At 60.4% G+C, this 9,032-nt stretch carries 5 protein-coding genes; 1 reads left to right on the top strand and 4 read right to left on the bottom strand.

Annotated elements, in window-relative coordinates; genetic code table 11:
* Positions 1 to 186: 186 nt before the first annotated feature.
* The 4 genes from KGB20_RS18775 to KGB20_RS18760 form a co-directional block, all read right to left on the bottom strand.
* Positions 187 to 1,608 carry an efflux transporter outer membrane subunit gene (locus tag KGB20_RS18775; protein ID WP_154946454.1) on the bottom strand — a complete coding sequence of 474 codons (1,422 nt, stop codon included), beginning with the start codon at positions 1,606 to 1,608 and terminating at the stop codon, positions 187 to 189.
* Positions 1,608 to 4,787, bottom strand: a complete 3,180-nt coding sequence (locus KGB20_RS18770) for an efflux RND transporter permease subunit (protein WP_150812992.1) — start codon at positions 4,785 to 4,787, stop codon at positions 1,608 to 1,610. Before KGB20_RS18770 ends, KGB20_RS18775 begins: the two co-directional genes overlap by 1 nt.
* Before the next feature lie 12 nt (positions 4,788 to 4,799).
* The gene (mexE, locus tag KGB20_RS18765; protein ID WP_057714781.1) at positions 4,800 to 6,053 is read right to left on the bottom strand and encodes a multidrug efflux RND transporter periplasmic adaptor subunit MexE; all 1,254 of its coding nucleotides are present in this window, start codon (positions 6,051 to 6,053) and stop codon (positions 4,800 to 4,802) included.
* Between the two features lie 316 nt (positions 6,054 to 6,369).
* On the bottom strand, positions 6,370 to 7,287 hold the full coding sequence (locus tag KGB20_RS18760) for a LysR family transcriptional regulator (RefSeq protein ID WP_150812994.1): 918 nt from the start codon (positions 7,285 to 7,287) through the stop codon (positions 6,370 to 6,372).
* A 270-nt stretch (positions 7,288 to 7,557) separates the two neighbouring features.
* Here KGB20_RS18760 and KGB20_RS18755 point away from each other — a divergent pair, with 270 nt between their 5' ends.
* A complete protein-coding gene (locus KGB20_RS18755; protein ID WP_057714783.1) occupies positions 7,558 to 8,580 on the top strand; it encodes a zinc-dependent alcohol dehydrogenase family protein in 1,023 nt (340 codons plus the stop codon).
* Positions 8,581 to 9,032: the final 452 nt, after the last annotated feature.

The raw sequence follows: 9,032 nt of genomic DNA, 5'->3' as shown, positions 1-9,032 counted from the left end.
GCTCGCGAAGGCGGTATATCAGTAGACATATGTATTGCCTGACACACCGCCTTCGCGAGCAAGCCCGCTCCCACAAGGGGGATGTGTTGTTTTTGATAGGCAAAAAAAAGCCCCGCGACCGAATGAGACGCAGGGCAAGGAAATTGGTTGGTTGCGGCCAACCAAAGGAGCGCTTTAAAAACCGTACTACTTGCTCGCGACCGTCTCCGGCTGCCAGCCGCCACCGAGGGCCTTGTAGATCGCGACGATGCCGCGATACAGATCAACCTCGGCCTGGGCCTGGGTATCTTCGGCCGCCAGGCGTTCACGCTGGGCGTCGAGCAGTACGAGGAAATCGGACGTGCCTTCGCGGTAGCGGATTTGCGCCAGGTCGGCAGCCGAGCGGCTGGACTCGCTCTGGCGAATCAGCGAGATCAGGCGCTGTTGGCGTTTGCCATAGTCGCTGAAAGCGTTTTCCGATTCTTCCAGGGCCAGCAACACTTGCTGCTCGTAAGTCGCCAGGGCGCCTTCGGCATCGGCGTCGGCGCCACGTATGCGGGCTTTTACGCTACCCAGGTCAAACGCGGCCCAGGTGATGCTCGGGCCCAGCGCCCAGGCGTTGGCCGCCGAAGAACCGATCTGCGAACCACGTCCGGCAGTCCAGCCGAGGAAGCCGCTGAGGCTGACCCGAGGGAACAGATCCGCCTTGGCCACGCCGATACGCGCGGTGGCCGAGGCCAGTTGGCGTTCGGCACTGCGAATGTCCGGACGGCGTTGCAGCAGTTCACCCGGATCGCCGATCGGCAGGGCCTTGGCAATCGCCGGCAAGTCTTTCGGGCTCAGGTCCACGGTCAGCTTGTCCGGACGTTCACCCAGCAGGGTGGCGATGCGGTTTTTCTGCCGAACCTGTTCGGCCTGCAGTTGCGGCACGCTGGCCTCAACCGACGCCAGTCGCGCATCGGCGCGCTCCACATCGAGCTGGTCGCCGACGCCGGCATCACGCAGGCTGATGGTGATCTTGCGCGACTCCTGCTGGTTCTCCAGGTTGGCCAGGGCGATTTTCTCCCGCAACTGCGCACCGCGCAGTTGCCCGTAGGAGTCCACCAGTTCGGCAATCATGGTGACTTGCAGTTGGTACAAATCGGCCTCGAATGCCTGTTGCTCGGCGTTGGCCGACTCCAGGTTGCGCTGGATGCGACCGAACAAGTCAATCTCCCAGGCCATGTCCAGGCCCAGGTCGTAGCGTTCGCTGTTGACCCGGTCGGTGGTCTGGCCCGGAATCTGGCCTTTGCCCAGGTCACTGCTGACGCGGCTGGTGATGGTCGGCATGGCGTCGTTGCTGACGTCATCGCGGATCGCCCGCGCCACTTTCCAGCGGGCGAAGGCGACGCGCAGATCACGGTTGCCTTGCAGGGATTGCGTCACCAGCTGGTTGAGGGTCGGGTCTTCGAACTGCTGCCACCAGATGCCTTCGAAACGCGAACGGTCAAAGTTCTTCTGGCCGGCGGCGCCATCGGTGGCGGCCGTGATGTTGGCCGCCTCGGTGGTTGGCGTCTTGTAGTCCGGGCCCACGGCACAGGCACCCAGGGCCAGTACCAGCAGGCTCGGCAGGAAGGCTTTCAAACTCATCAGTGCGACTCCAGCTTCAGGGTGGCCTTGGCAGCTTTGCGTGCCTGGCCGCGCTCGACAAAGTTACGGATCAGTACGTAGAACACCGGCGTCAGCAACAGACCGAAGAAGGTCACCCCAAGCATCCCGGAGAACACCGCGACACCCATGGCGTGGCGCATTTCGGCACCGGCGCCGCTGGAGAACACCAGGGGCACCACACCCATTATGAACGCGAAGGAGGTCATCAGGATCGGCCGCAGACGCAGACGGCACGCTTCCAGGACCGCCGCCAGCGGGCTCAAGCCTTCCTCCTGTTTGTCCTTGGCGAACTCGACGATCAGGATCGCGTTCTTGCAGGCAAGCCCCACCAATACGATCAAACCGATCTGGGTAAAGATGTTGTTGTCACCGCCGGAGGCGATTACACCGGTGATGGCCGACAGCAGGGTCATCGGTACGATCAGGATCACCGCCAGTGGCAGGCTCCAGCTTTCGTATTGAGCCGCCAGTACCAGGAACGCCAGCAGCACACAGAGCGGGAACACGAACAGTGCGGTGTTACCGGACAGGATCTGCTGGTAGGTCAGGTCGGTCCATTCGTAGGTCATGCCGTTGGGCAGTTCTTCCTTGAGCAGTTTCTCGATGGCTTTTTCGGCCTGGCCGGAGCTGTAGCCGGGGGCTGCCGCACCGTTGATTTCAGCGGTGATGAAGCCGTTGTAGTGCATCACGCGGTCCGGGCCCGAGGTATCGCTGACCTTGATGAAGGTCGCCAGCGGGATCATTTCGCCCTTGTTGTTACGCACTTTCAGCTGGCCGATCTGGTCGGATTCGAGGCGGAACTGTTGTTCGGCCTGAACGTTGACCTGGTAGGTGCGACCAAAGCGGTTGAAGTCGTTGGCATACAGCGAACCCAGATAGATCTGCAGGGTGTCGAAGATGTCGCTGACGGCCACGCCGTGGGTCTTGGCTTTTTCCCGGTCGATGGCGGCATCGACCTGGGGCACGTTCACCGTGTAGCTGGTGAACAGGCCGGCCAGTTCCGGCACGTTGTGGCTCTTGTTGATGATGTTCATGGTTTCCTTGTACAGCTCTTCGTAGCCCAGGTTGCCCCGGTCTTCGATCTGCAGGCGGAAACCACCGATGGTGCCCAGGCCTTGTACCGGCGGCGGCGGGAAGATCGCCATGTAGGCTTCCTGGATATTGGCGTACTGGCCGTTCAAGGCACCGGCAATCGCACCGGCGGACATGCTCGGGTCTTTACGTTCGTCGAACGGTTTGAGGGTCACGAAGACGATGCCGGCGTTCGGACTGTTGGTGAAACCGTTGATCGACAGGCCCGGGAAGGCCACGGCGCTTTCCACGCCGGGCTGTTTAAGCGCCAGCTCGGACATGCGCTTGATCACGTCTTCGGTACGGTCCAGGCTCGAGGCATCCGGCAGTTGCGCGAAGGCCACCAGGTATTGCTTGTCCTGGCCGGGGACGAAACCGGTCGGGGTGCTGGAGAAACCGAAGAAGGTCAGGACCATCAGGCCGGCGTACAGCAGCAGGGCGATACCGCTTGAGCGGATCACGCGGGCAACGGTGCCGACATAACCATGGCTGGCCTTTTCAAAGAAGCGGTTGAACGGACGGAACAACCAGCCACCGAAAATCTTGTCCAGCACCTTGGAGAAACGGTCCTTCGGCGCGTCATGGCCCTTGAGCAATACCGCGGCCAGCGCCGGCGACAGGGTCAGGGAGTTGAAGGCCGAGATCACCGTGGAGATCGCGATGGTCAGGGCGAACTGCTTGTAGAACTGGCCGGTCAGGCCGGAAATGAACGCCGCCGGAACGAATACCGCACACAGCACCAGAGCCGTGGCGATGATCGGGCCGGTTACCTCGCCCATGGCTTTTTTGGTCGCTTCAACCGGGGTCAATCCGAGTTCGATATTCCGCTCGACGTTCTCCACCACCACGATGGCGTCGTCCACCACGATACCGATCGCCAATACCAGGCCGAACAGCGACAAGGCGTTGAGCGAGAAGCCAAACAGATGCATCACGGCAAAGGTACCGATCAGCGATACCGGCACAGCGACCAGCGGAATGATCGAGGCGCGCCAGGTTTGCAGGAACAGGATCACCACGAGTACTACGAGGATCAGTGCTTCGAAGAGGGTGTGAACCACCGCCTCGATGGAGCCGCGCACGAAGATCGTCGGGTCATAGACGATGCTGAAGTCCATGCCTTCGGGGAAGCTCTTCTTCAGTTCGGCCATTTTCGACCGCACTTCGTTGGAGATTTCGATGGCGTTGGAACCCGGACGCTGGAAGATCGGGATCGCCACCGCCGGCTGGTTGTTCAACAACGAACGCAGGGCGTACTGGCTGGAGCCCAGTTCGACGCGAGCGATGTCTTTGAGGCGAGTGATTTCACCGTTGTCGCCAGAGCGAATGATGATGTTCTCGAACTCTTCCTCGGAAACCAGACGGCCCTGGGTGTTGACCGACAACTGGAAGGCCGTGGCATTCGGTGCAGGCGGCGCACCCAAGGCACCGGCCGCCACTTGACGGTTCTGCTCACGAATCGCCGTGACCACATCGGTGGCGGTCAGGTTGCGCGAAGCGGTCTTGTTCGGGTCGAGCCAGACACGCAGGGAGTAATCGCCCATGCCAAACAACTGCACATCGCCGACACCACCCAGACGCGCCAGCTCATCCTTGATGTTGAGCAAGGCGTAGTTGGACAGGTAGAGCATGTCGTAGCGTTTGTCCGGCGAGGTCAAGTGCACAACCATGGTCAGGTCGGGCGAAGCCTTGTCCACGGTGATACCGATTCGCGTCACTTCCTCGGGAAGTTTTGGCTCGGTCCGCGTCACACGGTTCTGCACCTGCACCTGTGCGTTGTCCAGGTCAGTACCCAGCGCAAAGGTGATGGTCAGGGTGATCTTGCCGTCAGCAGTGGACTGCGAGGACATGTACAGCATGTTCTCGACACCGGTGATGGCTTGCTCCAGTGGAGCGGCCACGGTTTCACCGATGACTTTTGGGTTGGCACCCGGGAAGTTGGCACGAACCACAACGGTCGGCGGTACCACTTCCGGGTATTCGCTGATCGGCAGCTGGAACAGCGAGATGGCGCCGGCGATCAGGATCAGCAGCGAAAGCACCGCTGCAAAGATCGGCCGTGAAATGAAGAATTGGGAAAAATTCATCGTAAAAATCCCTTAACCGCGTGGGGTCGTGGCAGCCAGTTTCACAGCCGTGCCCGGTGCAACCCTGGCAGGCGCGACTTGGGGCAGGTTGCTGGCTTCCAGCGCTTGGCGTTGTTGTGCGAGTGCCGCGAGGGTTTGTTCGCTGGCCATCGGAATCACTTCAGGGGTGACCGGTGAGCCTGGGCGCACCCGTTGCAGGCCCTTGACGATGATGGTGTCGTCCTTGTTCAGGCCATTGCGCACAATGCGCAGACCTTCGATCTTCGGACCCAGCTCCACCGCGCGGTAGGCGGTCTTGTTGTCGGCATCCATCACCAGCACGAACTTCTTGCCCAGGTCGGTGCCGACCGCTTCGTCATTGATCAGCATGGCGCTGTAAGTGCCGCTGCCCACCAGTTTCAGGCGTGCATACAGGCCCGGGGTGTAGCTGCCATCGCTGTTGTCGAACACGGCGCGCCCACGAATGGTGCCGGTCTTCGGGTTGACCTGGTTGTCGACGAAGTTCATCACGCCCTGGTGCGGGTTGCCGTCCTCGTTGGACAGGCCCATGTAGACCGGGGTGGTGGCGCCGCGCTTGCCCTGGCGAGCGAGCTCGGTGTACTTCAGGAACACACGCTCGTCCGCGTCGAAGTAGGCGTACACCTTGTCAGTAGAGACCACGCTGGTCAGCGGGGTGGTGTCGGCAGTCACCAGGTTGCCGGCGGTGATTTCCGCACGGCTGACGCGGCCGCTGATTGGAGCAGTCACACGAGTAAAGCTCAGGTTCAGCCTGGCCAGATCCAGCTGCGCTTGCAGGGCGCCGACCGCGGCGCGGGCTTCCTGGGCGGCGCTGGTCCGCGAGTCGGCCAGTTCGGCGGAAATCGCGTTGCTGGTGCGCAGGCGTTCACCGCGCTGGGCTTCGTTTTCGCTGCGGGTGGCATTGGCGCGCGATTGTGCAACCAGTGCTTCGAGGCGGCGGACCTCAGCCTGGAACGGACGCGGGTCGATCTGGAACAGCAGGTCGCCTTTCTTGACCAGGGCGCCTTCCGTGAACGCCACTTCATCGATCTGGCCGGAGACCCGCGGACGAATCTCGACGGTTTCCGGCGCTTCGAGACGGCCGGTGAACTCGTCCCATTCGTTGACCGGCTGTTCCAGCACCTTGGCCACGCTGACCTTGGCCGCTGGCATGCTGGCGGCGGTTTCCGGGGCCTTGCCGCAAGCGCTGATCACCACTACGGCCAACAAAGCCAACGGGAAGCGCAAATGTTTGAGTGACTGTTCCATGGATGCATCCGCCAATGTGTTGAGATTGGCGAATGATGCGCGGCGGGTTTGTATCTCACGAATCGAATGGGGCGAAGGTAACTATCATCCGGAATGATATAAGACCCAAGCCAGCCCTCTAGCCTGCGCCTTGTGTTCGGTCGTCATCAACTGGATTGATGACAATTGTGTGTTGCATTGGATGCAATGGTCAGATCTGGAACCGTGTTGCGGCCATCGCGAGCAAGCTCGCTCCCACATTGGATCTTCGCTGTTCCCAAATCCCTGTGGGAGCGAGCCTGCTCGCGATAGGGCCAGAAGCCCTGCAAAATCAGGATCAGGCCAGACTGTCCGGATCCCCAAAGAACATCTGAATCCGCGACCGCAACCAGCGCTCCCCCGGATCATTATCCTGGGACCCGCGCCACGCCATGTGCAACTCGAAACTGCGCACCGGCAACGGCGGATCTTCGGCCCGCACACCGCCAGCGGCAGTCAGCGCATCGGCCGTGTAGTCCGGCACCGTCGCGACGATGTCGGTGCCCGCGAGCAGGGTGCTCAACCCGTTGAACTGCGGAACGGCGAGCACCACATGCCGTTTGCGCCCGAGCTTTTCCAGCTCTTCATCGATGAAGCCGCTGAGGTCGCCTGCGAATGACACCAGTGCATGGGGGCGAGCGCAGTAATCATCCAGGCTCAACGGCCCCGGCACGGTGTCGGCGCGCAACAGCTTCGGTTGGCTGCGACGCAGTACCTTGCGTTTGGCGTTGGCCGGCAGGTCGGTGGTGTAACTGACACCGATGGATATCTCACCGGATGCCAGCAACCCCGGCATCAGGATGTAGTTGACCCGACGTATCACCAGCACAATCCCCGGCGATTCGGCACGCAGGCGCTTGAGCAGCATTGGCAGCAAGGCGAACTCGACGTCGTCCGAAAGGCCGATGCGGAACACGGCAGTACTTGTGGCAGGATCGAACTCGGCCGCACGGCTGACCGCGGTGGAAATCGAATCCAGTGCCGGGGAGAGCAGGGCGAAGATCTCGACGGCCCTGGCGGACGGCTCCATGCTGCGGCCGGTACGCACAAACAAGGGGTCATCGAACAGGCCGCGCAGGCGCGAGAGCGCCGCACTGATGGCTGGCTGGCCGAGGAACAGTTTTTCCGCAGCACGGGTCACGCTGCGTTCGTGCATCAATGTTTCGAAAACGATCAACAGGTTCAGGTCGACACGACGCAGGTCATTACGATTCATCTGGAGTCCTGGCAGAGTCAGCAAGCTTGACGTGGGCGGCCATATGAGAACAATGGCCAGCAGGAATATTACGGGGAAAGACTGGTACTCTGCACCGGGTAATTCAGTTTTTCCTACATAGGCTGCTTCGGTTTCTTACGACATTTGACGATGTTGCCGCCGCTGCGGAATCAATGACAGGCATGTCGACTATTAATAGCCACAGATAGTGTTGGGTTGAAAGCCCGGCTAGAGTTCATGGCATTAGAGGTTTATTTGGCGAGGTTTGCGATGTCCCGCACGATACGTTTTCACAAGTTTGGTCCAGCCGAGGTGCTCAAATGCGAAGAGCATGCGACGGCTCTGCCTGCACCGGGCGAAGTGCAGGTGCGCGTCGAGGCGATTGGCATCAGTTGGTATGACACTCTCTGGCGTCAGAACCTGGCCCCGTCCCATGCCCGACTGCCTTCAGGCCTTGGCCAGGAGATGGCCGGTATCGTCACCGCTGTCGGTGATGGCGTCGATGACCTGGAGGTCGGTGACAAGGTCGCCAGCTTTCCGGCCCAAAGCCCGAACGACTACCCGGTCTACGGCGAGCAGATCGTTCTGCCGCGCTCGGCAGTCACCCGTTATCCGGATGTGCTTAGCCCGATTGAAGCGAGCGTGCACTACACGCCGTTGTTGATCGCCTATTTCGCCTATGCCGATCTGGCACGGGTCAAGCCCGGGCAATTTGCTCTGGTGACCGACGCGAGTCATTGCGCCGGACCTTCGTTCGTACAACTGGGCAAGGCCTTGGGTGTTCGAGTGATCGCCGCGACCAAGACCGAGGAGGAACGTGAATACCTGCTGTCGCTGGGTGCCGAGAAAGTGATTGTCACCGAGGAAGAAGATCTGCTGATGCGGATCAACAAAATCACCGATAACCGTGGCGTAGATGTGGTGTTCGATGGTTTGGGCGGTCCGCAGATGTCGTTGCTGGGCGATGTGCTGGCGCCTCGCGGCAGCCTGGTGCTGTACGGCCTGCAAGGTGGCAACCAGACACCTTTCCCGGCCTGCGCAGCGTTCCAGAAGAACATTCAGTTCTTCGTGCACTGCATCGGCAACTTCACGGGCAAGCCGGAACTGGGCATCACCCAGGACCAGGCCGCACTGCAACGTGCCTTGCGCGACATCAACCAGTTGACCGCCGACCGCGTTCTGCTGCCGCTCAAGACTCGGGTCTTCCCGTTTGCCGAGTTTGTCGAAGCACACCGCTACATGGACGAATGCCCGTGTCGCGAACGGGTCGCGCTGCAGGTCGAGCCGGCGTAGCACTTACAGTCCTCCCAAGAGTCCGTGCCCACACGGACTCTTTCGTTTGAGCCCCCCCGAAAGCCATCGATCCGCAGGCCGGTCCAGCAACTGAACTGGTTTTTGCCCGTAATCTGTAGCTTCTAATCAGCCACTAAGCCCTGATAATTGAATGATTACTTTCATCTCAAGGAATGAGTCATGGCCGGGTGTCAGGCTGAAACTTTTCAATGTGCGCCATCGGTGCAAATCTCCAAATTAGTTGGCCGTTGGCTAGTTGCCAAAAAGACAGCTGCAACTTCCTTCCTTGTTTCTTGTATTAAGTGTCTGTGGGACTTTGTCGGATATTTCCTAGGACTCCGGTTTCAAATCAGCAAACCCTTGCCAGCAGGGCGCTCCAGCCTCACCTCTGTCGTTAAGTCGAGGGGGTGTTGCGATCGTTTCAAATGATTTCAAGAAAATTCAAGTGTTAG

The sequence above is a fragment of the Pseudomonas sp. BF-R-30 genome (genome assembly GCF_019956175.1).
GTDB lineage: Bacteria > Pseudomonadota > Gammaproteobacteria > Pseudomonadales > Pseudomonadaceae > Aquipseudomonas > Aquipseudomonas jessenii.
Note: the sequence above shows the minus strand (reverse complement) of the source record. Positions and strands in the feature narration are given on the sequence as shown.

What these genes read in the sequence shown, in the direction of transcription:
- KGB20_RS18770 (WP_150812992.1), bottom strand. Translation starts at nt 4,787, where the DNA reads ATGAATTTTTCCCAATTCTTCATTTCACGGCCGATCTTTGCAGCGGTG.
- KGB20_RS18775 (WP_154946454.1), bottom strand. Translation starts at nt 1,608, where the DNA reads ATGAGTTTGAAAGCCTTCCTGCCGAGCCTGCTGGTACTGGCCCTGGGT.
- mexE (WP_057714781.1), bottom strand. Translation starts at nt 6,053, where the DNA reads ATGGAACAGTCACTCAAACATTTGCGCTTCCCGTTGGCTTTGTTGGCC.
- KGB20_RS18760 (WP_150812994.1), bottom strand. Translation starts at nt 7,287, where the DNA reads ATGAATCGTAATGACCTGCGTCGTGTCGACCTGAACCTGTTGATCGTT.
- KGB20_RS18755 (WP_057714783.1), top strand. Translation starts at nt 7,558, where the DNA reads ATGTCCCGCACGATACGTTTTCACAAGTTTGGTCCAGCCGAGGTGCTC.